This window comes from Amycolatopsis sp. NPDC114484, from assembly GCF_055633755.1.
Map to the genome: position 1 here is coordinate 254459 of NZ_JBVKDQ010000013.1, position 24096 is coordinate 278554.

The following is a 24096-nucleotide window of genomic DNA, read 5'->3' on the forward strand; positions in this document are numbered from 1 at the left end:
CGTCTTCCGGGAGGGGGCTCAGCCCGCGGTCATCGCGGTCCAGGCGGCGAAAGTCTTGTCCGCGTTCGCCACCCACCACTTCATGTCGGCGACCAGTTCGCCCTGGGGGCCCATCTTGTCGATGTTGTTCTGGGGCAACCACTTCTTCAGGTCGGCCGGGACGTTGGGCTTGGCCGAGGGTGTCGTCGGGCCGTAGGGCAGCCGCTCGGTGAACGCACTCTGGACGGCGGGCGCCGCGATGAAGTTCATGAGCGCGGCCTGGGCCTGGGGCGACTTCGAGCCCTTGACGGCGTAGACGGCGTCCCAGCCTTCCCACGCTTTGTCCCACACGACGTCGATCGGGGCGCCCTTCTGGGCCGACAGGGCGGCGCGGCCGAGGTAGCACAGGCACATCGAGAAGTCTCCCGACTCGAGCCCTTGGGCCTCCTGCGCCAGCGTGGAGTCGAGCGTCAGGTTGCTGCCCAGCTTCTTGATCGCCGCGGCGGCTCGGTTCGTGTCCAGCGGGTAGAGCTTGTCCGGAGCCACGCCGTCCGCCAGCAGCAGCGGGTCGATGCTGCCGGGCGCGTAGTTGAAGACGAGCCGCTTGCCCGGATACTTCTGGACGTCCATGAAGTCGGTGATCTTCGTCGGCGGATTGCCGCCGAACTTCTTGGTGTTGTAGACGAGCCCCACGGCCTGCACCATGATCGGCACGCCGCACTCGTCGGTCAGGTACTGGGGAGCGACATCCTTGACGTCCACGCCGATTTCGGAACGTTTCGCGTACAGCGTCCCGCAGCCTTCCGCGCCTGAAACAGAATCGATGTCGATGGCGTCCCAGGTGGTGTTGCCGGCTTGCACCATGGCCTTGACCTTCGCCGGATCCGACGGCGAATCGGTAGCGATCCGGACGCCGGTCTTCTTCGCGAAGGGGTCCAGCCAGGCTGCCTGGGCGGCCTTGAGGGTGTCGCCGCCGTAATTCACGTAAACAAGCTGCTGCCCGGAGAGGCTGTCGCTTCCTTGGCCTGCCGGCGAGCCGCACGCGGCGACCGATGCGAGAATCAGGGCGCTCAGCGCAGCGAGCGCGGACTTGGGATTCATGGTCACGGTCCACCCTTTGCTCGGGATACACGGTGAAGGGAGACAGACGATGCGCCCGGTCAGCGGCCCGTTCCTGTCGGCGCGAACATTGTTAGCCCACGTGGGGGAGGCGGGCGGTGCTCCGGGCGGGGGTCGTCAGTCCACAGAGGACGCAGTCAGGGAAGCGGGACCGAAGCTCGGTGCTGGATCAGTGATCCGTGCGTCCGGCGGCCGTGCCCGCGTCAGGCGCCCGCGCGCTGGCGGGTCACCCAGGCAGCGATCTGGGTCCGGGTCTTGAAGCCCTGCTTGGCGAGGATCTTCTCCACGTGCCCCTCCGCCGTCCTGAGCGAGATCACCAGTTGTGCGGCGATTTCCTTGTTGGAGAGCCCATCCGCGATGAGGTCGGCGACCTCGCGCTCGCGCCGCGTCAGGGGATTGGACGACGTGTCCGAAGCGCCGGTCGAAGGGGCCTCGCGCAGTGCGTACGCGACCGTCTCCTCGACACTCAGCCGGCTGCCGCGCGTCCGGGCGGCACTGAAGGCGGTGTCTCCGATCCGGGCGCGCGCATCCGCCTCGAAACGACGGCGCAGGCCGACGAACTGGCGGGTGCCCACGGTCCGCCAAATCTGGTCGGTGCTCCCGATAATCACGGCGGCACGTTCGGCCTCCCCGGCCCTGGCCGCCGTCCAGGACACGACCTCGAGGGTGAGCGCGAAGCCGAGGGTGTCGCGGAAGACGCGCTTGATCCGGAGGGCTTCGAGGAGGTTGCTCTCCGCGGCGGCGGCGTCATCGTCGCGCAGGAGGACGATCAGGGCGCGCAGCCACAGGGAATAAGACAGATTCCACCGTTCGCCGGCGGCGGTGCAGCGCAGGAACATGTCCTCGGTCAGTTCCTCGGCGCGGTCGTACTCCTGGAGGGCGATGTGGGTCACCGCGAGTTCGACGACCACGCTGTCCTGGACCTGACCGCGTATCCCGGACTCGTCGTACTGGCGGAGCGCCTCGGTGAACAACGGGATCGCGGCGCGGATGTCGCCGTGTTCGATCGACGTGCGAAATCCCATGACGTGGTGGGAGAGCGCCAGCGCAGGGAGGTCGTCGAGGCTCATCGCCATCGTGCGTGCGCGCTCGGGCAGTTCGGCGAGCTTAGCGTCGTCGCCTTGGAAGGCGGCGATGTAGCCGCGCGTCGCCAGTGCCCACGCATGTTCGGGAGAAGGCGAGGACAGCATCTTCAGCGCACGGTCGAGCCAGAGCTGGGCCTCGTTGAGGTGGTCCATGGCTCCCCAGAACCACGGCTGGGCGACGATCCGGACGCCGATCTCCGCCTCTTCCGGACGGGCCATGCAGTATTCGAGGGCGAGCCGGATGTTGGCGTGGTCGAGCTGGAGCCGCCGGGCCCATTCCTCCTGCTCGGAACCGGCCCAGGCAGCGGTCGCGGTCTCCACCAGGTGCGCGATCCAGTCACGGTGGCGGCGGGCGAGGGCGTCGGCCTCCGCGGACTGCAGCAACCGCGCGGCGGCGTACTCGCGGATCGTGTCGAGCATGCGGAAGCGCACGTGGCTCCGGTGGTCTTCGCGGATGACGATCGACTTCTCGACCAGACCAGTCAGCGTGTCGAGGAGGGCGGCGTGCGGGAGGGCGTCGTCGGTGCAGACTTCTTCCAGCGCGGCGAGGGCGAAGCCGCCGGCGAAGACGGAGGCGCGAGCCCACAGCAAGCGCTCGGCCGGAGTGCAGAGGTCGTGGCTCCAGTCGACGAGCGCGCGAAGGGTCTGGTGGCGCCGCGGCACATTGCGGTACCCGGAGCGCAGCAGCTGGAACCGGTCGTCAAGGCGATCCGCGAGTTCCTCGACGGTCAGGACGCGAAGCTGCACCGCGGCCAGTTCGATCGCGAGCGGGATGCCTTCGAGGCGGTGGCACAGCCGGATGACCGCGGCCTCGATTTCTCCGGTGACGGCGAACCCCGGAACGACCGCCGCGGCACGATCGGCGAAGAGCGCGACGGACGGGTAGTGGCTCGAGCTGCCCGGATCGAGGCGAGCCGAGGGATCTGGCGCCAGGAAGGGCGTCACCGGATAGACAGTCTCGCCGGCGATGCGCAGCGCTTGGCGGCTCGTCGCCAGGATCCGCACCTCGGGCGCCGCCTTCAGGATCTGGTCGATCAGGTCCGCGGTGGCGTCCACGAGGTGCTCGCAGTTGTCCAGGACGAGGAGCATCTGACGGGGGCCCAGATGCTCGGTGAGGGCCGCGACGACCCCGAACTTGGGCTGTTCCCGGATCTGCAGCGCGTCGGCGACGGTCTGGGGGACCAGATCAGGCTGCGAGAGGGCCGCCAGCGAGACGAGACAGACGCCGTCGGTGAGGGCGCGCTTCATCTCGCTGGCGGCGCGCAGGGCCAGCCGGGTCTTGCCGACGCCGCCGATCCCGGTGAGCGTGACCAGCCGGGTCGTCGAGAAGATCTGCCGGATCGCGGCGAGGTCGTTGCGCCTGCCGACGAAGCTCGTGATCTCCGCCGGCAAGTTCGGAGCGGACCCGCGGGTCGGCCCGGAAGCTGGCGGAGCGTCCACGTCACATCCTTCACGAGCGGCTGGGTGACCGCGTCGAGCCTATCCCGGTGACTTGGCGTGCGCCGCGATCGCGGCCGTAGCCGTGGTCAGCCGGCGGGCGCGGCCGTGGCCCGCCGCGACAGGACCTGGTCGGCGGCCCTCTTGCCGGACCGCAGTGCGCCGTCCATGCCGGTAGCCCACATGTCCGCCGTGTGCTCACCGGCGAAGTGGACGGGACCGACGCTCTGGGCCAGCAGGCCTGGGAGGCGCGGGAAGTCGCCGAGCAGCGAGGAAACCACTCCGCCGGCGAAGGGCTCGCGAGTCCAGTCCTTCACGATCCCCGCGAGCCGGCGCGCAGGCCGGCCGAGCACGGCTGACACGACGACGTCCAGGGCGGCGAGTGCCGACTCTTCGCCGCGGAGGAAACCGTCGCCGCGATCGGCCGCGAGGCCGAGCAGAACGACCGAATCCTCCGGGCCGACCGGCCGGGCCCAGACGAGAGAGATCGGGCCGTCGCTCATGACGCCGGTGTCGACCTTCTCGAACAACTCGGCACCGTCGGCGTACTGCCCGATCACCTTGCCGCCCTGGGCCATCGGGGTGGCGAGCAGCGCCTCGGTCTTCCACGCGGGCAGGACCGGGTCGAAACCGATTCGCAGCGTCGGCGTCACCGGAACGGCGACGATCACATCGCGCGCGGTGAAATCACCGCGGTCGGTCTCCACGGTGATTTCGCGGCCGGTGCGCCGGACTGCGCGCACGACGTGGCGAAGGCGGATGTCGAGCCCCTCGCTCATCGCCCTGGCCATGGCGTCGGTGCCGTCGGCCATCATCCAGCACACCTTGCCGACGTGGGGCGGCTCGACCATGCTCATCTGGATCTGCGAATCGTCGTGAACCGGGTTGAATCCGGTCAGGGCGCGAAAGAGCCGGCGCGCCAGCGGGCTCAGCCCGGCCCGTGCCGCCCAGGCGGGGACGAGTTCGCTCGGGTCCGGCGGGCAGGCGTCGAGGGCTGCCCTTACCTCGTCGGCGACCTTGTCGCGATCAGCGTCGGGCAAGCGCCGGCCGTCGACGACAGTGGTGTTGCGCAAGGACGCAGCGGCGGAGAAGCGTCCGTCCGGGTCGGAGCGCAGCAGCGCGAGCTGGGGGGTGAGGGCGACTCCGAGTTCGGCGCACGTGCGCAGCAGTTCGTCCTGCCCGAGGTCGATGAACGAGCCGCCGAGATCGGCGGGCTGGCCGTGCAGCAGTCGCTCGCGATCCGACCGGGTACGGCCGCCGACGTACGGCTGTGCCTCGAGGACGACGACTTGCTCGCCCCGGCCGGCCAGCGAACGGGCGGCGGCGAGCCCGGCAGGGCCGGCACCGATGACTACGGTCCTCATGCGCGCACCAGCTTCCGGTCGATGTAGTCGAGGGGTACGCGTGCCGGTGCCCGCAGGACCTCGCCGGCAGCGCGGAGCCCCGAACGGACCGCGCCTTCCATGGTCGCGCAGAGCGAGACGTCGGTGAAGTCGCCGGCGATGTGCACTCGCCGTTCCGGGGTGGCCAGGACGGCGATCTGCGGGCGGCGTGCGGTGAAGCTGGGCATTCCCCCGATGCCGAGCGCGCAGCGATCCGCCGACCAGTTCTTGACGTGCTGAGCCAAGCGGGTCACCGAGCCGCCGATCGCAGTGGCGACGACGGCGTCGAGTTCGGCCAGCGCCAGGTCCTCGTCCTCGAGGACATAGCGGTTCTCGCCGCACACGAAGCCGCTGACGACGGCAGGACCCGTTGTGACATAAGGATTGCTCACCCACGCCGTGTTGACGGGACCGTCCGTGAAGACCGCGCGGGACAACGCGGCACGCACCGAATCCCCTTCGGAGTACTGCGCGATCACCTTCCCGCCGGACGCTCGCTGGAGGGCGCTCAGTGCCCCGGTGAGATCTGCGGGCAACGGCGGGTCGAAGCCGAGTGTCGGCAGCACGAAGGGCGAAACCGCGACGACCGCGTGGCCGGCCGTGAAGCGTTCGCCGGATTCCAGTTCCACCGCAACGGTTCCTCCGGACTGGCGGATCGCGCGAACCGGCGCCCCCAGCCGCACGTTCACCGTCGCGGCGAGGGCGTCGGCGAGACGTTGGCTGCCTCCGACCACACGCCGGATCTCGCCGATGTGCGCGTGCGTGAGGTAGTGGCTGTCGACCTGGAAGGCGTCGTACTGGGTGGGCATGCGGCCGAATCCGGAAAGCGCGGCCCGCGCCAGGTCGCTCAGCCCGGCGCGGCGCGTCCACTGTTCGAGGACCTCATGCGGTGCCGGCGGAAAGGACGCGAGCGCGGTGTGGATCTCGGTTTCCGCTTGCCTGAAACGATTTCCGGTGAGCAGTTCCCCGTCGACGATCAAGCGTCCCTCGGCCAGGTAGCCGGCCGCCGGGCTCGCTCCTTCGGGGGTGTCGGGCCGCTCGATCCAGACCGGAGCCGACAGCTCGACACCGAGATCGCCGCAGAGCGCCGCGAGAGCGCGGTAATCCTCGGTGATCAACTCGCCGCCGAGGTCGCCGTGCTGGCCGTCCGCGAAACCGTCGGTGACGGTGAACGTGCGCCCGCCGACCCGGTCACGCGCCTCGAGCACGGTCACCTCGATACCGGCGTCGGCCAGCGTCTTGGCTGCGGTCAGTCCGGCGAGCCCGGCTCCGACGACGACGACCGGCGGCCGAATCTCTTGTGAGCTCTGCATCTTCCGATGATCTGAGGGTGCCTCGCCGCTGTGCGCGCAGGAGAAATCAACGGTGCCCAGCTGGGGGATGAATCCGGCGTACCCGGGCAGCATGCTGGCGTGATGAGAACTCTCCCGCGCATTGGCGTCTACGGCACCGGGCGCACTGCCGCCGAACTGGTCGCCGCGCTGCCGCACACCCCGCTCCGGTTGACGACCGCCGTGGTGCATTCGCCTGACAAGGCGGGCAAGGACATCGGGGAACTCACCGGACAAGCGCCCGTCGGCGTACTGGCGACTGCCGACCTGGAGGCCGCCCTGCGCAGTGGCGAGATCGATGTCCTCCTGTACGGCGGCCTCACGGGCGATCGCCACGAGCAGGTTCTGGCCTCCTGCGCCGCCGCCGGTGTCGACCTGGTGCACGCGTGCTTCGTCGATCCGCGTTCGGCGCTGGCGCCGGATGTCCGCGACCGGATCGAGAAGGCGGCGAGCGAATCGGGTTCGCGGATGGTGGGAACCGGCATGATCCCCGGACTCTGGCTCGACGTGCTGCCCGCACTTCTCACGAGCGGTCTGCCCGCACCGGTCTCCGTCCGCGCCGAACGCGTCTCGAACATCTCGTCATGGGGACGTGACGTCCTCGCGCACGAACTCGGCATCGGCGCCACGGCCGCGGGCACCTCGGCGCGCGTGGATGCCTTGCTGCGCGAATCGGCTCGCCTCATCGCCGACGTCCTCGGCCTCGGTGATCGGGAACCGATCTCCACGGGCGGCCTGGTCGCCGCTGACGCGGACACGACCGTCGCCGGTATCGAGGTGCGCCGAGGCGAGGTCGAGGGTTTCGACCAGAGCGTCGTCGTGTCGGACGGCGAGACTGAGCGGCTGCGGCTCAGCTGGGCCGGTTTCGCAGATCCGGCAGCGCGGGAGGGCATCGGCGACACCGACGTGGTCCTGACCCTGACCGGTGGAGACGCGAGCGAACTGCTGGTGCGGGTCAGTGCTCCGGTCGATCCTTATCCCGGTACTGCCGCGCGGATGCTGCATGCCGTGCGAGGGTTGCGGGCGTTGCCGCCGGGCCTGCATCCGCCCACTGCGCTCCCCGTCGGCTGACAGTGGTGAACGGACGGGGACCGACGAAGACGTCTGAAGCTGTGGGTGCAGCGTGGTCTACCGAGGTCGCGCTGCGCGACGACCAGGTGGACTACCTCGGGCACATGACTGCCCACTGCTACTTGGAGCTGGTGGAGTTCGCGCACTGGCGCTGGCTGTCAGAGGTCATGGCGGACGAACGACCGGCGTTCGTCATCGCGGAGATTCGACTGCGTTTCCTGAAGGAGCTGCTGATCAGCGACGGACCCGTGCTGATCACGATCACGCCCAAGGTGCTTACCGAGCGCAGCGTGACAGTCGTCGAGGAACTGCGGTCGGCCGCGGGCGTCCACGCGACGGCTGAGGCGGTGCTCGTGCGCTGGGACCCCGATGCTCGCAGGTCGCGACCGTTCGGGCCGGACGAGCGGGCTCGGATCCACGCGCGGATGGCGGCGCCTTGACGGGCAACGCCGCCCCTCCCGGCGGAGGGGCGGCGTTGCCCGGTCGCGAGCCGATGGAGATCAGCCGAGCACCTTGCGCAGGACAGCCGGGTCCAGCGGGGCAAGGGCGGGAGCTCGGCGTTCCCGGAGCGCGGCGATCGCCTCGTCGAAGTCGCCTTGTGTCGAGACGCGCTGGACCAGCTCTTCGCCGCGCACGACGGTCTCGTGAAGGTCGCCGGTGCACTCGTTGTTGAGCTGATGCTTGATCACGCCTAGGGACAGCGGCGAGAGCCGCCCTGCCATTTTCGCGGCCAGCGCCATCGCCTCGTCGAGCGCGGTGCCTTCCCCTGCGAGGTACTGCACGATCCCGAGACGGCGAGCCTCGGCACCGTCGATCCGGCGATCGGCGAACAGCAGATCGGCGGCGACCCCGTGGCCGCAGATGCGTTGCAGCAGCCACGGAACCCCGTGTTCGGCGACGAGGCCGACGGAGGCGAACCCGGCCGACATCCGGGTGGTTCCGGAAGCCACCCGCAGATCGCACATCAGGGCGAGCGAGAGGCCGATGCCGTGGCAGCCCCCGTCGACGGCGGCGATGATCGGCTTCGCGATGGTCCGGGGGAAGTCGTCGCCTCGGGGATCGCGGACCGCGTGCGAGGTGAGCGAGTCCAGCTCCGGACCGGCGCAGAAGTCCGCGCTGGCACCGGTGAGGACGATGACCCGGACAGCCGGGTCCGCCTCAAGGCTGACCAGGGTGTCGAAGTAGTCGGTCTCCGCGGTGTGGCTCCACCGCGAGCGATCGTCCGGATTGCCGAACCGGAGAAGGGCGACTTGGTCGTGTCGTTCGATGTGCACGTTCGGCTCCTTGCTCTCAGTCGATCACTGCGGTGCCGTTGACCTCGATGAGCAAGTCACTGCGCATGAGGCCGGTGATCCCGATCATCGTCGCGGGTACTGCCTGCATGGCGTGCCTGCGGACCGCGCGCCCGATCCCGCGATTGACCTGTCCGGCAGTGGTTTCGTCCAGTCCGACGACGTAGTAGGTGAGGTGCGCGATGTGCTCGGGGCGTGCTCCGCCGGCCGCGAAGGCGAGCAGAGCGTTCTCGACGGCGCGTTCTGCCTGTGCGGTGTAGTCGCCGGGTTCGCCGATCCGAGTGCCCTCAGCATCGACGCCGACCTGTCCGGCGATGCGGACCACACTGTGGCCGGACGTCCGCGACGCCTGGCGGTAGCCGATGGGCTCGGGCAGTCCGTCTCCGTCGAAATACTCGACCATGAGGTGTCTCTCTTCCTGTTGCTGTTGCGGGCTCAGCGCCCGTGGTACTGCGGCGTGCGGCGCTCCATGAAGGCGGCTCCGGCCTCCGCGGCGTCATCGCTGAACGCGCACTCGATGTGCCGCAGCGACTCGCTGGCGACGCAGTCGGCGAAGGACGCTGTCGACGCTTCGCGCAGGTTCTGTTTCATCCGCCGCAGGGCGAGTGGTGCCGAGCCAGCGAGTCGCTGTGCCAATCGCTTGGTCTCGTCGGCGAACTTGTCGGCTGCCACCACCGCGCTGACGAGGCCGATGTCCAAGGCACGTGCGGCGTCCACCTTTTCGTTGAGCAGCATCAGTTCGCGGGCGCGCGCCTCGCCGAGCAGCCGGGTCAGCGACCACGACGTACCGAAATCGCCCGACAGGCCGGCCGTGAGGAAAGCGGAGCGGAAGACAGCGGCCTCAGAGGCGATCCGGAGGTCGGCAGCGAGCGCGAGTCCGAGCCCTGCCCCGGCGCAGGCGCCGTGAATGGCGGCGATGGTGGCGGCCGGCATTGTCCGCAGCAGCTCCGCCGCGCGTGCGTGGCGCCGGAGCTTGGCCACCTCGCGCGGGGCGGACATCGCGTCGCGTCCGGCCGCCATGGCGTTGAGGTCGCCGCCCGCGCAGAAGGCTTTTCCCGCGCCGGTCACGACGACGACGCGCAGATTTTCGTCGTGGGCACAGTTTTCGAGTGCCTCGACCAGGCCGTCGGCCAGCGCCTCGTTCATCGCGTTGAGCCGCTCGGGCCGGTTGAGGACGACGTACCGCACCGGTCCTCGGTCCTCGACCTCGACCACGTCGGTCATGGTGACTCCTCTCCTGGAGATGGGCGGCGGCTCAGGCGGGGCGTGGTTCGCGGGGCATGCCGAGGATCGACTCGGCGAGCAGATTGCGCTGGATCTGGTTCGTGCCGGCGTAGATGCGGCTCGACCGGGAGGCCAGGAAGGTCGTGATCCATCCGGCGCTGTCGGTCGGCGCGCCCGGGGCGTCCGGGCCGTCGGCCAGCACGGCCCGGCGGCCTCGGAGCACGAGTGCCTCGTCGCCGAGGATGTCCATCGCGAGATCGGTGAGGACGACGTGGTACTCGGACCAGTAGAGCTTGGTCATCGCTGCCTCAGCACCGATCGGCTGGCCGCGCAGAGATCTGGTCAAAGCCTTGTAGCCGAGCAGTTTCATGGCGAGCACGCGCGCGCGGCACCAGGCGATCCGCTGCCGGATGTCGCTGTCGGTGTCGCGGCGGTGTTCGCGGGCCAGCTCGCAGAGCCGGTCGAGTTCTTCCTCGAAGCGCACCGCCAGGACCGCCGCCGCGCCGCCGCGCTCGTGTTCGAGCAGAGCCGTCGCCACCCGCCAGCCGTTGTTGACGCCGCCGATGACGTTGTCGTCGGCGGTCACGGCATCGGTGAAGAAGACCTCGTTGAACTCGGCCTCGCCCCACATCTGCCGGATCGGCCGGATCTCGATGCCCGGTTGCCGCAACGGGCAGGCCAGCAGCGTGAGCCCGCGGTGCTTCGGCGCTTCCGGGTCGGTCCGCACCAGCGCGAAGATCCAGTCGGCGAAATGCGCGGTGCCGGTCCAGATCTTCTGCCCGTTGATGTGCCACCCGCCCTCGCCGCGCACGGCGGTCGTCGACACGCTAGCGAGGTCGGAGCCCGATTGCGGCTCCGAATAGCCCTGGCACCATTTGACCTCGCCGCTGAGGATCCCCGGCAGGAACCGGCGTTTCTGTTCCTCGGTGCCGAACGCGAGCACGGTCGTGCCGAACATCTGCATGCCGAAGACGTCGCTGAGGGAAGTTTGGGGGAGCTTCATCCGGGTCAGCTGTTCAGCGACGGCCACCTGGTGCTCGGGGGTGAGGCCGCGGCCGCCGTACTCGGCGGGCCAGTCGACGCCAAGGTAACCGCCCTCGTAGAGGGCCCGGCGAAGATCCGCCGCGAAAGCGGGGAACTCGTCGTGCGGCAGGGCACCGGACCCGGCCCGGCCGGCCGGAAGGACCCGCCGGAGGAACTCGGCGAATTCTCGCTGGAATTCCTGGACGGGAATCGAAAAGACGGGGTTCATGACTGTCCTGACGTGACGGGGAAGGACTAGACCGGGAGCAGAGCGGAGATCCGGGCGCGGTGCTGGCGCGGAGTGCCGAAGAGGGCTCCGGAGGCCTTGGCCCGGCGCAGCCAGAGGTGGGCTTCGTGCTCCCAGGTGGCGCCGATGCCGCCGTGGATCTGGATGTTGTTCCCTGCGGCCTGTGCTGCGGCATCCGCGGCTGCTTGCTTGGCCATGGAAGCGAGCACCGGCGCTTCCGCCTGGCCGGCCGCGATTGCCCATGCGGCGTAATGGGTGAGCACTCGCGCCGCCTCGACCTCGACAAGAGCGTCGGCGCAGAGGTGTTTGAGGGCTTGGAAGGAGCCGATGGGGCGGCCGAATTGATGCCGGCTCTTGCTCCATTCGACCGACTGGTCGAGAGCCGCCTGGGCGGTGCCGACCAGTTCGGCGGCCAGCGCGGCGCAGGCGCGGGTGTCGACGGATTCCCTTACGGCGACAGCCTGTCCGGGTCCGACGATGAGCGTCGCGGGCGTGTCCGTGAGCCGCAGGGTGCCGATCGGCCGGGCGAGGTCGAGGCTCTCCTCGGCGATCGCCTCGACTCCGTCCGCACCGGCTGGGACCAGGAACCAAGCCGGTCCTTCGGCTGTCTGCGCCCACACGACGAAGGCGTCGGCGACGGGGAGGTCGGTGACCCGTGCCTTCGTCCCGGTGAGGTGGTGACCGCGGGGAGTCGCGACGGCCCGGGTCGCCGTGCCGGGCGCCGACCAGGTTCCCGCCTCGTCGGCGATGGCTGCGGTCAGAACCAGATCTCCGTCGGCCACCTGCTGGAGGACGGTGTCCGCGACCTCGGAAGCGGAGGCATCGAGGACCCAGGTCGCCAGAACCGTCGAGAAGAAGGGGCCGGAGAACAGTTCGCGCCCCAGTTCCTCGAAGACGATCATCGACTCGAGGAAGCTGGCACCGCTGCCGCCGCGTTCCTCGGGCACCGTCAGAGTCTGGAGCCCGAGGTCACGGGCCATGCTCCGCCAGACCTCCCGGTCGAAGGCGTAGCCGGTGTGGAGGAGTTCTCGCCGGGCGTCCTCGCCGACTCGTTTGCGCAGGAAGGACCGGACGGCGTCACGCAGGTCTTCCTGCTCCTGCGCGAAGGTGAAATCCATGGAGGACGCCTTCCTGTGATAGCGGGTGAGATCGTTGACCCGAGACCTATCGCCGATTGGCGGACAGTGGTCGACAGCGGCGTCGTATCCCGCCCGACTGGGTGGGTATGCCGGAAGCCGCGCAGCTCTGGCTGCGCCGGAATTCCCCCATGCGGGTGTCGGGCGAGCCACGCACCGAAGCACTTTCGGGGTCTGCGCGCACGATCGGCGAATGAGCATCCAGGACAGCCTTCTTCTCGCACTCCGGACGGCCGCCGCCGAGGATCCCGACCGAGAGTGCATCCGCATCGTCGGTGAGAGCTTCACCCGCCGCGAGACTCTCGATCTGGTCGAGCGCACCGGACGGGGCCTGCGTGCGTTGGGGATCGAGCCCGGCGACCGAGTGGGCATCATGTGCGACAACCGGCCGGAGACCCTCTGGGCATGGCTCGGCACGAACGCCGCCCGCGGGATCGACGTGCCGTTCAACGTCGAGGCGCGGGGCAGGCTCCTGGAGTATTTCGTGCACGACGCGGCGCCGCGGGTCCTCATGGGAACTGAGGACTACCTCCAGATCCTCGCGGAGACGATCACCGATCGGCCCGAGTTCGTCGTCTGCGTCGGGGAACACTCGACGAAGCCGTTCGGGGACGCCGTACGGCAACTCGGCTTCGACGAACTGCTCGCGCTGGGCTCGGCTTCGGAGGAGGAGTTGGCGGCTCCGCTGCCAGGCGACATCGCGACGATCATGTACACCTCCGGCACGACCGGCCCTTCGAAGGGAGTCATGCTGCCGCAGCGCTACTACCCCGCGAAGGCGGCTCATGCGGCTCAGCTGATGGAGGTTCGCTCGGACGACGTGGTGCTGTGTGTGCAGCCGCTCTTCCACATCGATGCGCGCGCCTTCCTGACGACTGCCTGGTCCGTGGGCGGCAAGGGCGTGTTGGGACGAAGGTTCAGCGTCAGCCGCTTCTGGGACGAGGTACGCGAGAGCGGCGCGACGATCTTCGCCACGATCGGCACGATGCTGTGGATGCTCCACAAACAGGAGCCGCGTCCCGACGACACCGACCAACCCGCCCGGACTGCGATCTGCTCGTCCACTCCCGGCGAGATCCTGCGCGACTTCGAGGCTCGCTTCGGGGTCCAGATCATCGAGGCGTACGGCATGACCGAGTGCGTTCTGCTGACGTCGGCACCTCCCGGCCAGACGATTCCGGGCCGCATCGGCCGGGCCATCCCCGAGGTGGAGATCCAGCTGGTCGACGACAACGACGAGCCTGTGGACGAAGGCCAGGCCGGCGAGCTGGTCTACCGGCCGCGCGAGCCCTTCGCGATGATGCAGGGCTACTGGGCGAAACCGGTGGAGACAGCCGAGGTTTGGCGCAATCTGTGGTTCCACACCGGTGACCTCGTCCGTCAACACCCGGACGGGATGTTGGAGTACATCGGCCGCAAGAAGGACTCGATCCGCCACCGCGGCGAGAACGTCTCGGCATGGGAGGTCGAGCAGGCTGTCGCCGCTCACCCGCAGGTGCTCGAGGTGGCGGCGATCGGGGTGCCTTCTGAGGTGGGCGAGGAGGACGTCGCGGTGCTTGTCGTCCCGGCTGCCGGAGCCGCCCTCGACCCGGACGAACTGGTCGAGTTCGTCACCCGGGATCTTCCGCGGTTCGCCGTTCCGCGCTACGTCGAGGTCGTCGACAGCCTGCCGAAAACCCCGTCGGAGCGGGTCGAGAAGGGCAAGGTCCGCGAGCGCGGGATCAGTGCCGCGGCGTGGGACGCGAACCTGGCGCTCGGTCGGCGTTGAAGGCTGGGCGGAAGGGCCGCCACGGGATTCCCGTGGCGGCTCTCTTGCTGGAACTTCACGGACCTTGCCCCGGGCCGCGGCGGTGATTGCTTCCTTGCCGGTCGATCTCGGCCAGCGCGCCCGCGCGGACGCAATGCGGGTGTTCAAACACGTAGTTCCCCCCGCGTGTCCCCGCTCACAGTCGCGCAGGCTGGCTATCGCCGCGCGAACGTCGGGTGAGGATTCGCTGAACGCAAGGGAACGTGCCATGACAGTGCTTGCCGAACGCCCGCTTGAGATGACCGATACGACCGATTTCTGCCAGTTGCAGCGCATCCTGGTCGTCGACGAGAACGAACTGATGCAGGCGGGTCTCTGTGCCGTCCTCGAAGCTGCTCCCTGGGTGTCAGCCTGCTACATGGCGAGCACGGCGAAGGACGCGGTCCAGGTGATCCGTCGCCACCAGCCGCAGGTCGTGGTCGTCAGCGCCTCTCTTCGCGGACGTTCGAGCGCCGAACTCTGCTGTTGGATCCAGGACTGGATGCCCCACGTCAAGATGGTTCTCATGGCTGGACTCGGCCGGGTGCCGACGGCGTTGGCGACCTCGCTGGGTGCGGCGGGCGCTCTTTCGAAGCACCTTCCCCGAGGTGCGATCGTGTCCGCCGTCAAGAGTGTCGCGGAGGGCGTCCGGGTATTCCCGAAGACCGACGCGACTCCCGAGAACCGACTGTCCCGCCGCGAACTCGACGTGCTTCAGCACCTCGCCGCCGGGCTGAGCAATCCCGAGACGGCGGCCAGCCTCAACCTCTCGCGCCACACCGTCAAACAGCACACGAGCGCGGTGTACCGCAAGCTCGGCGTACGGAACCGTGCCGAGGCCGCGAGCCGAGCCCAGGAACTCGGCCTTCTCGTCAAGGTCGAACTGTCCGGGAGTGAGCGCCTTGCCAGCTGACCCGGAACTCGGTCGCCTCAACCACATCGGCATCGTGGTTCCCGGCACCGAACATGACACGGTGGTCGATTCGCTGGTGAGGTTGTTCGCGGGGGAGATCAACCAGAGCGGCGACGACGCGGAACTCAACGGGCGCTGGTCGTGGGTCCGGGCCTCCTCGGGCTTGATGCTGGAGGTGTGCTCGCCGTTCGAGAATGCCGCCAGTGCGTTGACTCGCTTCCTGGAACGAACCGGCGGCGGACTGCACCACGTCTCCTTCGACTCCGACGACATCAACGCGTGTCGGGCGGCGGCCCGCGAGCGAGGCGCGACGCTGGTGGGGGAGAGCGACGACCACGCCGGCTGGGCCGAGTTCTTCGTCCGGCCGCAGGAGACCGGAAACGCGCGGTTCCACTGGATGCAGCCCGTCGCGGAGAGCGCGTTCGAGGCGCTTGAGCTTCGCCGATCTCAGCGCTGAGGCGTGGGACCTGCGACTGCCCGCATTTCCGGGGGAAGCGGGCAGTCGTCAGCGGTCTCACTCCATCTCGAACCCGTGATAGTGCCCCGCCTCGACGCCGTCGGTCACCTGCTTGTACAGCCCGACGCCCGCCACGAAGGGCATGAAGATGCGTTCCTTTCCCGGCACGTTCGCGCCCATGTACCACGACGCCGCCATCGGGAAGATCGTCATGTTCGCGAGGTCGTTGGTCGTGGCGACCCAGTTGTCCTCGTTCTCCGGTTCCGCTTCGATGCGTTCGTACCCCGCTGCTCGCGCGTATTCCAGTGCCCGGGCGATGAACCCGACATGGTGTTCGATCGACGTGACCATGTTCGAGAGGACCGAAGGGCTCTGCGGTCCGGTGACCGTGAAGAGGTTCGGGAACCCGGCCGACATGAGTCCCAGGTAGGTGCGGGGGCCATGGGCCCACTTCTCCTTCAGCGTCGCCCCGCCGTTCCGGATGTCGATGGCGTTGAGCGCGCCGGTCATGGCGTCGAATCCGGTGGCCAGGATGATCGCGTCGAACTCGTGCTCGCGTTCGCCGGCGAGGATTCCGCGCGGCGTCACGCGGACGAGCGGCTCCTCGCGCAAGTCGACCAGCTCGACGTTCGGCTGGTTGTAGACCTGGTAGTACCCGGTGTCGACGCACATCCGCTTGGTGAAGATCGGGTAGGTGGCCGGGCAGAGCTTCTCGGCGACGACGGGGTCGGCGACGATGCTCCGGATCCGGTCGCGGAAGTACTCCGCGACGACCTCGTTGGCACGGAGATCGAGGACCAGGTCCGTGAAGGCCCAGCCGAAACAGAGGCCGCCGTCGGCCCAGCGGCGTTCCAGCTCCTTCTCGACGTCGATCTGGTCCGACTCGAGCAGCGCCTTCGTGCCGGGACGGCACTCGTAGCCGTCGGGCGCGTTCCGCGCGTTTTCCCGGATCTCGGAGTAACGGCTCTTCGCGACGGCCAGGTCTTCGGTGATCGGCCGGTTGTGCGCAGGCGCCGAAAAGCATGGCGTGCGCTGGAAAACGGTCAGGCTCCCCACGGTCCGAGCGATCGTGGTGATGGTCTGCAGCCCGGACGAGCCGGTGCCGATGACGGCGACCCGCTTGCCGCTGAGGTCAACACCGCCCTCGGGCCAGCGTGACGTGGAGCAGATCTTGCCCTCGAAATCGTCGAGCCCGGGGAAGGCGGGTTGTGTCGGCACCGAAAGGTTTCCCGTCGCGGCGATCACGAACCGCGCGCTCAGCATCGTTCCGTCCGTCGTGGTCGCGGTCCAGCGCCGCGCTGCTTCGCTCCACTCCAACGCCTGCACGCGAGTAGCGAAGGTAATGTCCTTGCGCAGGTCGAACCGGTCGGCGACGTGCCGCAAATAGCGATGGATCTCCGGCTGTGCCGCGAATCGCTCGGTCCACTCCCACTCCTGCTGAAGGTCGTCGTCGAAGGAATAGGAGTACTCGATCGAGTCGATGTCGCAACGGGCGCCGGGATAGCGATTCCAGTACCAGGTCCCGCCCACGTCCTCGCCTGCCTCGACGACGTGCGCGTCGAACCCGGCTTCGCGCAGCCGGTACAGCTGGTAGAGACCGGCGAAGCCGGAGCCGATGATCAATACCTCGTGTTCGTGCACTGCCATGACCTCAGGCCTCCCTTTCGAAGCTGTCGGCGAAGGTGCTGATATAGCGCGACACCAGTTCGATCCCGTCGTGATAACCCGGGAAAATGTTGGCCATCTGGAAAAAGCCGTGCATTTCCCCGGCAGCCTCTTCGGAGGTGACTTCCACACCCGCCGCGCGCAGGGCCGCGGCGTACGCAACGCCTTCGTCGTGCAGCGGGTCGTACTCGGCCGTGTAGACCAGAGCGGGCGGCAGACCGGCGAGGTTCGCGGCGCGCAGCGGCGAGGCATCCGGATTGCTGCGGCTCGCCTCGTCGGGGAGGTAGTGATTCCAGAACCACCGCATCGCCTCGCGCCCGACGAGGAGTTGGTTCGCCAGGTCGAGGTAGGAAGGGCGATCCAGGTCGCAGTCGGTGACCGGGTAGACGAGGACCTGGCCGTCGATCTTCGGCCCGCCGTTGTCTCGCGCCCACCGGGTCATCACCGCGGCGATGTTGCCGCCGGCGCTGTCGCCGGCGACGATCAGCGGGCCTTGCTTGTGCAGGCTCTCCGAAACCCAGGTCAGCGCCGCGTAGCTGTCTTCGAGAGCGGTCGGGAAGGGATGTTCGGGGGCCTTCCGGTAATTGACGAGGACGACCGTGCAATGCGTGCGGTCCACCAGGTCGCGACCGACGAAGTCGTACTGCAGGTCGATGTCGCCCAGCACCCAGCCGCCGCCGTGGAAGTAGACGACCACTCCCCGGGAAGGTCCGGCGGGAGCCAGGACCCGCACGCGGAACCGGCCGTTCTTGCCGTCCAGCTTCAGGTTGCGCACCGATCCGACCTCGGGTCCGCGGCCGGTCAGGCCCGCGGCGACCATGTCTCCCATCCGGGCGATGGCGGGGGTGCTCTCGTGCAGCGGCGGGTCGCCCGCGGCCGTGAGCGCTTCCACGAACTGGGCCGATTCCGGCTCAAGGGGCATCGTGTTCCTCCTGGCGTCTGTCTCGCCGCAGTTTCGTTCGGCTTGAAGACCAAGCGGCCGATAGCGGGGAAATGGGGACCTAGTCGGGGGATGTAGCCCAAGTGGGCGCCCTCGTCGCGGCGAATCACTCGCGACGGACGGACGAGGACGACCCTCGAGCGCTATGAGAGCCAACGGAACGGTTGCAGTGGTCACGGGCGGCGGCAGAGGCATCGGGCTCGCGATCGGCGGCCGGCTTGCGAAGCAAGGCCATCGAGTCCTGCTCACCGATATCGACGAGTCGCTGGTTCGCGAAGCAGTCCTTCGCGTCGGCGCGAAGTGCGCGTGGGCGATTCAAGACGTTCGAGACGCCGCGAGCCATGAGCAGGTGGCGGAACGCGCGAACGAGATGGGACAGCTGGGTATCTGGGTGAACAACGCTGGCATCCTGATCTCCGGCGACGGCTGGACCAACAGCCCGGATGACATCGCGGCGAGCTTGGACGTCAACGTCCGCGGCGTGATCGCGGGCTCGAACGCAGCCGTGAAAGCGATGCCCCATGGGGGACGCATCCTCAACATCGCCTCGAACGCGGCACTCGGGCCAGTGCCAGGGCTCGCTGTCTACGCCGCGACAAAGGCCGCGGTGCTTTCGTATTCGACCTCGCTGCAGGGCGACCTCGATCACGCCGGCCTGCCGATTCGGGTCCACGCGCTGTGCCCCGACGTGGTGGCCACCGAAATGGTCACGTCCCGGTCGAACGACGCGGGAGCGGCCATCCTGTTCGCGGGCGGCCGTCAGCTCGATGCCGATGACGTCGCGACCACGGCGGTGAAACTTCTTGACAGCACCAGATTGGTCCGTTCGGTCCCGCGCGTGAGCGGACTGGTCACCCGGTTCACGGGTCTGGCTCCGTCCGTCGGACTCCGGTTCAGTGTCCTCGCTCGGCGGTCGGGGGAGGAGCGTCAGCGAAAGGTGGGGTCGAAGTGACTGCCATGGCGCGATTCGACGGCAAGGTCGTGCTCATCACCGGTGCCGCATCGGGAATCGGGCTGGCTGCCGCGTGGCGGTTCGCAACCGAAGGCGCCCGGGTGGCGCTGGTCGACGTGAACGAGGAAGCCGGAGCGCGGGCGGAGTCGGCGTTGCGCGCCGCCGGCCACGACGCTGTCTTCCACTCCGCCTCGGTCACCGACGAGCCCGCGGTTGCCGGTGCCGTCGCATCCGTTCAGAAGGAGTACGGCCGCCTCGACGTCCTGTTCAACAACGCTGGGATTGTGCTGGAGAGCTTCGGGGTCTCCACGCCGTTCCCGGAATGGCGCCAGGTCCTCGACGTCAATCTCCACGGTGCCTTCCTCATGGCCAAGGCGGCTATCCCCCTGATGATCGAGGCGGGTGGCGGCGCAGTGGTCAACACGGCGTCGATCTATGGCCGAGTGGCCTCGCCCGGTGCGGCGTCGTACATCGCGAGCAAGCACGCGATCGAAGGACTGACCAAATCCTTGGCCTTGGAGCACGCCGCGGACCGGATCCGGGTCAATGCCGTGTGCCCCGGCTACGTCAAGACCCCGATGGTCGAACTCGACATCAAAGAGGACCCCACGCTGCTGGAGCGGCATCCGCTGGGCCGGCTGGCCGAACCGGAGGAAGTAGTGGCCGTCGTGGCGTTCCTGGCCAGTGACGAGGCCAGCTTCGTGACCGGCGCTTCGTACCTCGTCGACGGCGGGTACACCGCGCAGTAGCGGCATCGAAGTCGCCCGCGACGAGAAACCGCCCCTCCGGGAACCTCTGGAGGGGCGGCTCTTCGTGGCGGTGCACTCAGTCGACGACCGCCGTGAGGTCGATCTCGATGAGCGCGTCCGGGTTCGCGAGACCGGTGATGCCGACCAGCGTCATGGCCGTGGACTTGCCGCCGGCCTCGCCGACGCCCTTGCCGAGGCCCTCGTAGACCTTCTCGAGGTTCTCTTGGGTCGCATCGACTACGTAGACCATCATGCGAGTGACGTCCGTGGCGGTCGCGCCGGTCGCGGTGAGTGCCTTGAACGCGTTCAGGGTCGCGAGGTACGACTGTGTGCGGTGGTCGCCTTGACCGACGATCTGCCCGTCGAGGTCGGCTGAGATCTGCCCGGTCGTAGTGATGATCTTGCTTCCGGAGGCGACCATCGCGTGCGCGAAGCCGTGCGGCTTGGCGAGCGTGTCGGTGTTGACCTTCTTGACGGCCATGGTATTCCTCTGCTTTCGGGTTGCCAGGGTTTCAGATGGTTTCGGTGACGACCTCGACCGGCTCGACGCCAGCGGGCCGGTCCTCGACGAAGTCGGCGAGGACGTCGAAGTAGATGTGCGGGTCGACAGCTCCCTCCGGGCCGTGGACGCCCAGTTCGGTCACCTGGCCGCGGCAGAGCATCACGGTGGCGACAGCCAGCGGATAACCGGTGAACTCGCCCATGTTCGCGTTCGGCAGGACGATCGGGGTCGCGCCCACGCGGGTGGCGACGCCGTTCTTGACCCCTTCGGCGACCGCGAACAGTCCGGCGAACGGAGGACGCTCGCCTGCGGCCGGACCGTTGATGTCCGGGGTTTCCGTGAGCGCCACACCCGCGGCCGGGACATCGAGTTCGCCGGCCCTTACCCGGCCCTGGATCGCCTTGAGCGCCTCCATCAAGCCGCGCCGCGCGACCATGACGTTGTAGGACTCCTGGATCTCCGGGCGGACCTTCGGGAGCGTCATCGGCTCCGGATGACCGCACACCCAGACCGAGTGCTCGCCGACGCCCGGGTAGGCGAGCTTGATCTCGTCGAGCGCGTACGTGTCCACCAGGGCGCCGCCGCGACGGACCTTGATCGGCTCCGTGCAGTTGTGGATCCAGTGGTCGCGCGCTGCGTTGGGCTTGCCTTCCCGCTCCGGCGGGTCCGGCTTGATGCCGCCGATCGACCATGCCGTGCAGACCTTGTCGACCTGATCGAGTTCGGTCATGCAGAGCATCGCGAGAAGGTTGCTGGTGCCCGGACTGGAACCCATGCCGATGATCGCGGTGATGCCCGCGGCCCGTGCGGCGTCGTCCAGTTCGAGCATGTCGACGGTCGGCTCCCAGTCATCGCAGATGTCCAGGTAATGGGTCTGCGCCGCGATCGCCGCGCTGAGCACCTCGCGGCCGAATCGGTAGAACGGGCCCGCACAGTTCAGCACGACGTCGACGTCGGCCAGGGCCTTGCCCAACGCCTCGCTGTCGGAGATGTCGAGCGCGAGCGCTTCGGCCTTGGGACCGAGTTCCGCGGCGGCGGTCTTCGCGCGGTCGAAGTCGCGGTCGGAGACCAGGACCAGGCCGACCTCGGCCGAATCAGCGAGCGCCCGGCAGGCGTACTTCGCCATTTCGCCGGCGCCGCCGGTCACCAGAATTCTTGTGCCTGCGCCGAGGCCGGGGTTGTTCGTCATGGAGGGATTTTCGAAGTTCCGGCGACAGTGCCGGGCCATGGACGGAGTCACTGTGCCCGGGTGGGGGAGTGCCGCCGGCTCGGCGTTCGCTTTTCCGTCAACGACTCTGGCAGGGATATCGATAAACCTGTGCGAGCGCACGACTTCGACCTGCGCCGCGTCGCCCGCGCATTGGCCGGTTAGCCGTCAATGCCCCACTTTTTCGCGGCGGCGAGCAGCGACGCGGTGTGGAAAACGATCATCTCGCGGTAGCCGCCGCTCATTTCCCACGTGCCGGACCAACCCTTGGGCGCGACGAACCAGTCGCCGGGGACGTAAGTGTCCACCCGGCCGTCCGCCGACGTCAGGACGGCCGTGCCGTTGAGGATGTGGACGTGCTCGTCGTAGGGCAGGTCGGTGAAGGCGACCGTGCCGTCGTCGGCCTCGTAGACGCAGGTGGTGATGTCCTCGCCGGAGTACCACACAGCGTTGCGATTGGTCGCTATCGGCCGCGGCATCATCTCGGTCGGCCACAGCGGCATCGGCCGGAGGTTCTTGCCCTCGAGGTGATCGCGCTTGGCCGGGACGGGGTGGGCCGCGGTCACGAGTAGAGCTCCTTGCGGGAGGTGATGTAGTCGCGCAGGGTTTCTCGCGGGTGGCCCAGCATCCGCGTGAAGGTGTCGACGTGCCGGACCGCGGCGTACGAGCCGGTCTCGTGGTTCAGGTAGGTCATCAGCTGGTCGAAGGCCGGTCCCATCGCCTCGCGCAGCGGCTGGTCGTCGTCCTCATAGGCCACTTGCTCGCCGAGCACCTCGGTAAAAAGCCGCGCCAGGTCGGCGTAGGAGTGCCGGTCCGGCGAGGTCAGCACGTACTCCTGTCCGGCGTGCTCCGCGGGGTCGCCGGACAGGATCCGGGCGAAGACCTCGGCGACGTCCCCCTCCGAGACCCACATCCGGGGGCAGTCGGTGGTCGCGGGCATGGCGATCCGGCGATGCGCCTTGACGTCCGCGGCCACGAAGGACTGCAGGTTGAACATCAGCCAGGCCGGGACGTTGACGTAGCAGACCGGCAGACCGCTCGCGTCGAGGAGCGGCTTGGCGACGACGTGCAGCCCGGCGCCGCAGCGGGCGCCGACGTACGCCGGGTCGGCCTGTTCGAGGGTGAAGCCGGGCGGCATCCCGAGCAGCCGGACGACGAGTTCGACGGCACCGGTCTTCTGGGCGGCGCGGATGATGTTCGGGGTGACGACCGACTCGTCGGTGACGAGGTCCGGGGTCACCACGAGGACCTTGCTGACACCCCGCATCGCCTCGATCAGGCTGGCCTCGTCGTTCCAATCGCAGAGCACGGCCTCGGCACCGGGGAACTGCCGGCTGAGGCGGCGGAGCCCGGCCTCGCGGCTCGTCGCGGCCCGGACCGTCTGCGGAGCGCTGCGGTACAGGCGGGCGGCGGTGAGGCCGCCCAGATTTCCGGTAGCCCCGAGGATGAGTGTCTTTCCCATCAGGCCAGTAGAGCGTTGGTTCGGCCCTGGACCGTGCGAGAGCGCGCACAACAACCCCCGGCCGGGCGGGGTGCCGGTCTCGTCTCGGCGACGGTCGGGATCGCGGGATCAGCCGACTCGGTCGGCAGCAGGTCCGGGACAGGGGTCACCGGTTGCGAGGCCATCTTGTTCGCAACTGCCGAATCCCGCTGGCAGACAAGGATTCTGGCCGGTCGTACCCACGTGATCGGGGACTGCCCGGGGTGATTCGCGACTCGCCGCGCAGGCTGCTGAACGCCCAGAGCCCGCCCGGGCACACCCGTATGCGGGGTGCGGTGATGCCGATGTGCACCCGCCGCCAGGTGCTTCGGATTCGCGCTCGTTGCAGATGCCGCCGCGCGGGCCGCAAGTGTGGCCGCTGCTAGTTCGGCAGATCGTGTGATCTGAAACGCGTGGTGGCACCTACCATCCGGTTGGTAGGTTCTCGGAGTGTCGAGTTCTCGGGTGCGTGTTCTGGACTGCGGGCTGGCGTTGCTGCGCGCGGGCAAGCAGGTGTCGCTGGATGCGGTGGCGCGGGAGTCAGGGATGACGAAGGCGGGGGTGATGCACTACTTCCGCTCCAAGGAGGCGCTGATGCTGGCGCTGGTCGACCTGGTGGGCGAGCACTGGGAGCGGGAACTGACCGCCCGCCTGCCGATGCCGGCGGCCGAGGCGTCGGCACGGGAGCGGATCCGTGCCTACCTGGACTGGGCGTTGTCGGGTTCGTTCGACGAGGCTGATCTGGTCATGATCGCCGACCCCCGGCTGCGGAAGCAGTTGATCGAGCACTGGCGGCAGCGAATGGCGCCATGGACCGATCTGCTCGCCGGCTTGTCCGCCGACGAGCGCACCCGGCTGACCGCCGTGCGACTGCTGGCCGATGGTGCGTGGCTGGCCGACGCCGCCCGTGTCGACCCTCTGTCCACACAGGACCGGAATCGGGTGCGGGCGCTGGCCGATCGGCTGTTGGAGGAATAAGACGACGTTCCGGTTACCGCGGCCATGCAACACCGTCGGGCCGACCTTCGGAGATCGACAAACTGTAAGGAGTGAAGGGTGAGTATTCGACGATGACCAAGTGGCTGTTGCTCGCGTGCGCGATCCTCAGCGAGGTGACTG

General features: G+C 68.5%; 23 protein-coding genes. 8 read left to right on the forward strand and 15 right to left on the reverse strand.

From position 1 onward, the window contains the following. Positions 1-18 precede the first annotated feature (18 nt). The 4 genes from ACZ7SW_RS29440 to ACZ7SW_RS29455 all read right to left on the reverse strand — a co-directional run bounded on the left by ACZ7SW_RS29440 (position 19) and on the right by ACZ7SW_RS29455 (position 6315). Entirely contained in the window at positions 19-1080 is a 1062-nt protein-coding gene (locus ACZ7SW_RS29440; RefSeq protein WP_470233644.1) for an extracellular solute-binding protein, read from the reverse strand. A 221-nt stretch (positions 1081-1301) separates the two neighbouring features. Then, entirely contained in the window at positions 1302-3623 is a 2322-nt protein-coding gene (locus ACZ7SW_RS29445; protein ID WP_470233609.1) for an ATP-binding protein, read from the reverse strand. Between the two features lie 86 nt (positions 3624-3709). Next, positions 3710-4984 (reverse strand): flavin monoamine oxidase family protein, encoded by a 1275-nt coding sequence (locus ACZ7SW_RS29450; RefSeq protein ID WP_470233610.1) that lies wholly within the window; start codon positions 4982-4984, stop codon positions 3710-3712. Then, positions 4981-6315 carry a flavin monoamine oxidase family protein gene (locus ACZ7SW_RS29455; RefSeq protein WP_470233611.1) on the reverse strand — a complete coding sequence of 445 codons (1335 nt, stop codon included), beginning with the start codon at positions 6313-6315 and terminating at the stop codon, positions 4981-4983. Before ACZ7SW_RS29455 ends, ACZ7SW_RS29450 begins: the two co-directional genes overlap by 4 nt. Before the next feature lie 102 nt (positions 6316-6417). Here ACZ7SW_RS29455 and ACZ7SW_RS29460 point away from each other — a divergent pair, with 102 nt between their 5' ends. Both ACZ7SW_RS29460 and ACZ7SW_RS29465 read left to right on the forward strand, forming a co-directional pair. After that, the gene (locus tag ACZ7SW_RS29460; RefSeq protein WP_470233612.1) at positions 6418-7404 is read left to right on the forward strand and encodes a hypothetical protein; all 987 of its coding nucleotides are present in this window, start codon (positions 6418-6420) and stop codon (positions 7402-7404) included. Positions 7405-7445: 41 nt separating this feature from the next. Further along, a complete protein-coding gene (locus ACZ7SW_RS29465) occupies positions 7446-7844 on the forward strand; it encodes an acyl-CoA thioesterase (RefSeq protein WP_470233613.1) in 399 nt (132 codons plus the stop codon). Positions 7845-7904: 60 nt separating this feature from the next. Here ACZ7SW_RS29465 and ACZ7SW_RS29470 read toward each other — a convergent pair whose 3' ends face one another. From ACZ7SW_RS29470 to ACZ7SW_RS29490, 5 genes are read right to left on the reverse strand one after another with little or no spacing between them, the layout of a single operon-like run. Further along, positions 7905-8678, reverse strand: coding sequence for an enoyl-CoA hydratase-related protein (locus ACZ7SW_RS29470; RefSeq protein ID WP_470233614.1), 774 nt, complete (start codon positions 8676-8678; stop codon positions 7905-7907). Positions 8679-8694: 16 nt separating this feature from the next. Further along, on the reverse strand, positions 8695-9099 hold the full coding sequence (locus tag ACZ7SW_RS29475; RefSeq protein ID WP_470233615.1) for a RidA family protein: 405 nt from the start codon (positions 9097-9099) through the stop codon (positions 8695-8697). A gap of 32 nt (positions 9100-9131) precedes the next feature. Then, positions 9132-9920 (reverse strand): enoyl-CoA hydratase/isomerase family protein, encoded by a 789-nt coding sequence (locus ACZ7SW_RS29480; protein WP_470233616.1) that lies wholly within the window; start codon positions 9918-9920, stop codon positions 9132-9134. A gap of 31 nt (positions 9921-9951) precedes the next feature. Continuing rightward, a complete protein-coding gene (locus ACZ7SW_RS29485; protein ID WP_470233617.1) occupies positions 9952-11172 on the reverse strand; it encodes an acyl-CoA dehydrogenase family protein in 1221 nt (406 codons plus the stop codon). 26 nt (positions 11173-11198) lie between these two features. Then, positions 11199-12308 (reverse strand): acyl-CoA dehydrogenase family protein, encoded by a 1110-nt coding sequence (locus ACZ7SW_RS29490; RefSeq protein ID WP_470233618.1) that lies wholly within the window; start codon positions 12306-12308, stop codon positions 11199-11201. A 211-nt stretch (positions 12309-12519) separates the two neighbouring features. Between ACZ7SW_RS29490 and ACZ7SW_RS29495 the strand changes: the two genes are divergently transcribed. From ACZ7SW_RS29495 to ACZ7SW_RS29505, 3 genes are all read left to right on the forward strand, one after another. Next, on the forward strand, positions 12520-14094 hold the full coding sequence (locus ACZ7SW_RS29495) for an AMP-binding protein (RefSeq protein WP_470233619.1): 1575 nt from the start codon (positions 12520-12522) through the stop codon (positions 14092-14094). A 247-nt stretch (positions 14095-14341) separates the two neighbouring features. Next, a complete protein-coding gene (locus tag ACZ7SW_RS29500) occupies positions 14342-15025 on the forward strand; it encodes a LuxR C-terminal-related transcriptional regulator (protein ID WP_470233620.1) in 684 nt (227 codons plus the stop codon). Next, positions 15006-15482 (forward strand): VOC family protein, encoded by a 477-nt coding sequence (locus ACZ7SW_RS29505; protein ID WP_470233621.1) that lies wholly within the window; start codon positions 15006-15008, stop codon positions 15480-15482. Before ACZ7SW_RS29500 ends, ACZ7SW_RS29505 begins: the two co-directional genes overlap by 20 nt. 57 nt (positions 15483-15539) lie before the next feature. On the opposite strand, the gene ACZ7SW_RS29510 is transcribed toward ACZ7SW_RS29505, so the two are convergent. Further along, positions 15540-17129, reverse strand: a complete 1590-nt coding sequence (locus ACZ7SW_RS29510) for a flavin-containing monooxygenase (RefSeq protein ID WP_470233622.1) — start codon at positions 17127-17129, stop codon at positions 15540-15542. Between the two features lie 4 nt (positions 17130-17133). Then, positions 17134-18069, reverse strand: a complete 936-nt coding sequence (locus tag ACZ7SW_RS29515) for an alpha/beta hydrolase (protein ID WP_470233623.1) — start codon at positions 18067-18069, stop codon at positions 17134-17136. A 163-nt stretch (positions 18070-18232) separates the two neighbouring features. Between ACZ7SW_RS29515 and ACZ7SW_RS29520 the strand changes: the two genes are divergently transcribed. Continuing rightward, a complete protein-coding gene (locus ACZ7SW_RS29520; protein WP_470233624.1) occupies positions 18233-19039 on the forward strand; it encodes an SDR family NAD(P)-dependent oxidoreductase in 807 nt (268 codons plus the stop codon). Positions 19040-19044: 5 nt separating this feature from the next. Then, on the forward strand, positions 19045-19788 hold the full coding sequence (locus ACZ7SW_RS29525) for an SDR family NAD(P)-dependent oxidoreductase (RefSeq protein ID WP_470233645.1): 744 nt from the start codon (positions 19045-19047) through the stop codon (positions 19786-19788). A gap of 76 nt (positions 19789-19864) precedes the next feature. Here ACZ7SW_RS29525 and ACZ7SW_RS29530 read toward each other — a convergent pair whose 3' ends face one another. From ACZ7SW_RS29530 to ACZ7SW_RS29545, 4 genes are all read right to left on the reverse strand, one after another. Further along, positions 19865-20269 carry a RidA family protein gene (locus ACZ7SW_RS29530; protein WP_470233625.1) on the reverse strand — a complete coding sequence of 135 codons (405 nt, stop codon included), beginning with the start codon at positions 20267-20269 and terminating at the stop codon, positions 19865-19867. A 31-nt stretch (positions 20270-20300) separates the two neighbouring features. After that, positions 20301-21479, reverse strand: coding sequence for a saccharopine dehydrogenase family protein (locus ACZ7SW_RS29535; protein ID WP_470233626.1), 1179 nt, complete (start codon positions 21477-21479; stop codon positions 20301-20303). Positions 21480-21658: 179 nt separating this feature from the next. Beyond that, on the reverse strand, positions 21659-22063 hold the full coding sequence (locus ACZ7SW_RS29540) for a cupin domain-containing protein (RefSeq protein WP_470233627.1): 405 nt from the start codon (positions 22061-22063) through the stop codon (positions 21659-21661). Continuing rightward, positions 22060-22959, reverse strand: a complete 900-nt coding sequence (locus ACZ7SW_RS29545) for an NmrA family NAD(P)-binding protein (RefSeq protein ID WP_470233628.1) — start codon at positions 22957-22959, stop codon at positions 22060-22062. Before ACZ7SW_RS29545 ends, ACZ7SW_RS29540 begins: the two co-directional genes overlap by 4 nt. Positions 22960-23442: 483 nt before the next feature. Here ACZ7SW_RS29545 and ACZ7SW_RS29550 point away from each other — a divergent pair, with 483 nt between their 5' ends. Further along, complete coding sequence (locus ACZ7SW_RS29550) at positions 23443-23955, forward strand: TetR/AcrR family transcriptional regulator (RefSeq protein WP_470233629.1); 513 nt, start codon at positions 23443-23445, stop codon at positions 23953-23955. Positions 23956-24096: the final 141 nt, after the last annotated feature.

Coding starts and splice junctions, on each gene's coding strand:
- ACZ7SW_RS29440 (WP_470233644.1), bottom strand. CDS start 1,080: ATGAATCCCAAGTCCGCGCTCGCTGCGCTGAGCGCCCTGATTCTCGCA.
- ACZ7SW_RS29450 (WP_470233610.1), bottom strand. CDS start 4,984: ATGAGGACCGTAGTCATCGGTGCCGGCCCTGCCGGGCTCGCCGCCGCC.
- ACZ7SW_RS29455 (WP_470233611.1), bottom strand. CDS start 6,315: ATGCAGAGCTCACAAGAGATTCGGCCGCCGGTCGTCGTCGTCGGAGCC.
- ACZ7SW_RS29460 (WP_470233612.1), top strand. CDS start 6,418: ATGAGAACTCTCCCGCGCATTGGCGTCTACGGCACCGGGCGCACTGCC.
- ACZ7SW_RS29475 (WP_470233615.1), bottom strand. CDS start 9,099: ATGGTCGAGTATTTCGACGGAGACGGACTGCCCGAGCCCATCGGCTAC.
- ACZ7SW_RS29480 (WP_470233616.1), bottom strand. CDS start 9,920: ATGACCGACGTGGTCGAGGTCGAGGACCGAGGACCGGTGCGGTACGTC.
- ACZ7SW_RS29485 (WP_470233617.1), bottom strand. CDS start 11,172: ATGAACCCCGTCTTTTCGATTCCCGTCCAGGAATTCCAGCGAGAATTC.
- ACZ7SW_RS29490 (WP_470233618.1), bottom strand. CDS start 12,308: ATGGATTTCACCTTCGCGCAGGAGCAGGAAGACCTGCGTGACGCCGTC.
- ACZ7SW_RS29495 (WP_470233619.1), top strand. CDS start 12,520: ATGAGCATCCAGGACAGCCTTCTTCTCGCACTCCGGACGGCCGCCGCC.
- ACZ7SW_RS29500 (WP_470233620.1), top strand. CDS start 14,342: ATGACAGTGCTTGCCGAACGCCCGCTTGAGATGACCGATACGACCGAT.
- ACZ7SW_RS29510 (WP_470233622.1), bottom strand. CDS start 17,129: ATGGCAGTGCACGAACACGAGGTATTGATCATCGGCTCCGGCTTCGCC.
- ACZ7SW_RS29515 (WP_470233623.1), bottom strand. CDS start 18,069: ATGCCCCTTGAGCCGGAATCGGCCCAGTTCGTGGAAGCGCTCACGGCC.
- ACZ7SW_RS29520 (WP_470233624.1), top strand. CDS start 18,233: ATGAGAGCCAACGGAACGGTTGCAGTGGTCACGGGCGGCGGCAGAGGC.
- ACZ7SW_RS29525 (WP_470233645.1), top strand. CDS start 19,045: ATGGCGCGATTCGACGGCAAGGTCGTGCTCATCACCGGTGCCGCATCG.
- ACZ7SW_RS29530 (WP_470233625.1), bottom strand. CDS start 20,269: ATGGCCGTCAAGAAGGTCAACACCGACACGCTCGCCAAGCCGCACGGC.
- ACZ7SW_RS29535 (WP_470233626.1), bottom strand. CDS start 21,479: ATGACGAACAACCCCGGCCTCGGCGCAGGCACAAGAATTCTGGTGACC.
- ACZ7SW_RS29545 (WP_470233628.1), bottom strand. CDS start 22,959: ATGGGAAAGACACTCATCCTCGGGGCTACCGGAAATCTGGGCGGCCTC.